Source organism: Algoriphagus sp. SE2 (assembly GCF_039563885.1).
In the GTDB taxonomy this organism is placed as follows: Bacteria; Bacteroidota; Bacteroidia; order Cytophagales; family Cyclobacteriaceae; genus Algoriphagus.
In genome coordinates, this window is the sequence record NZ_JBCLWJ010000057.1 from 1 (window position 1) to 882 (window position 882).

Genomic DNA, 882 nt, shown 5'->3' on the forward strand with positions numbered 1-882 from the left:
GAAATGAATTATGAAAGATAGAATTTTCCAAACGCCGTCATCATTTACTAATATGAGGCTATCTAGACCATATTTTCTAGGTGAAGGGTCATTTATTTTTGAAGCTTGAAAAACTACGTCAACACGAATCGATTTACCTATTTTGGAAGTCTTGGTATCGATTATCCGTTCAGTGGTTTCTATTGTTGGCGAGTTACTATTACGAATTGAGTTTTGCCAACTGGATATGAATTCTTCTATAGTCTTAGGTTTAGGCGTTTTTCCTTCTGGAACTTCAGATACAAATTGTGCTCCTTCAAAGAAAACCGAACGCATTAATTCCCAATCCGGTTCTTCTGCATTCCCATATGAGAAAGACTTGTAAAGCTTCTTGAGTAAGATGTAAACTTGATTTTCCTCATCAGGGGTTAGTGATTCTGTGTGTAACGATTCAGTCAGTGATTTAACCTCTGTTAGGATAACTTTTACCTTTGTCTTGCCAGTATTTTCCACATAATGCTTGCCAACAGCATTCATCCAAGATGAAGTTCCTGTTCGTTCTTCTGAGACAATAGTTTCACCATTTTCACGATGAACTAAAACCTTTCCACCAGAAACAACATAGGATGCTTTAGCTGGATGTGTATGCCATTCATCTTTCTCTCCTGGTTCCAATGTATATTCTAATACTCTTACAAACTCATTATCCAACAAGATTTTGAAATTAGAAGGCGAAGCTTGAACTGCATCAATGTCTGTATTGGATTTATTTATATTTTGAAGAGAAAAGCTATTATTTTCCTCTAATTCAATCTCTGAAACATTGGGGCTTTCCCTACAGGATAACAATAGACAAGCGATCAAGATTAAAAGTGTAATACTTTTCATTTGTTATTGGTTGGT

Annotated in this window: 1 protein-coding gene; it reads right to left on the minus strand. The window is 35.6% G+C overall.

What is annotated here, in order from left to right; all coding sequences use genetic code 11:
- The coding region (locus tag AAGF08_RS20380; protein WP_343513296.1) for a cupin domain-containing protein at positions 1-867 on the minus strand (867 nt) is incomplete at its 3' end.
- Positions 868-882: the final 15 nt, after the last annotated feature.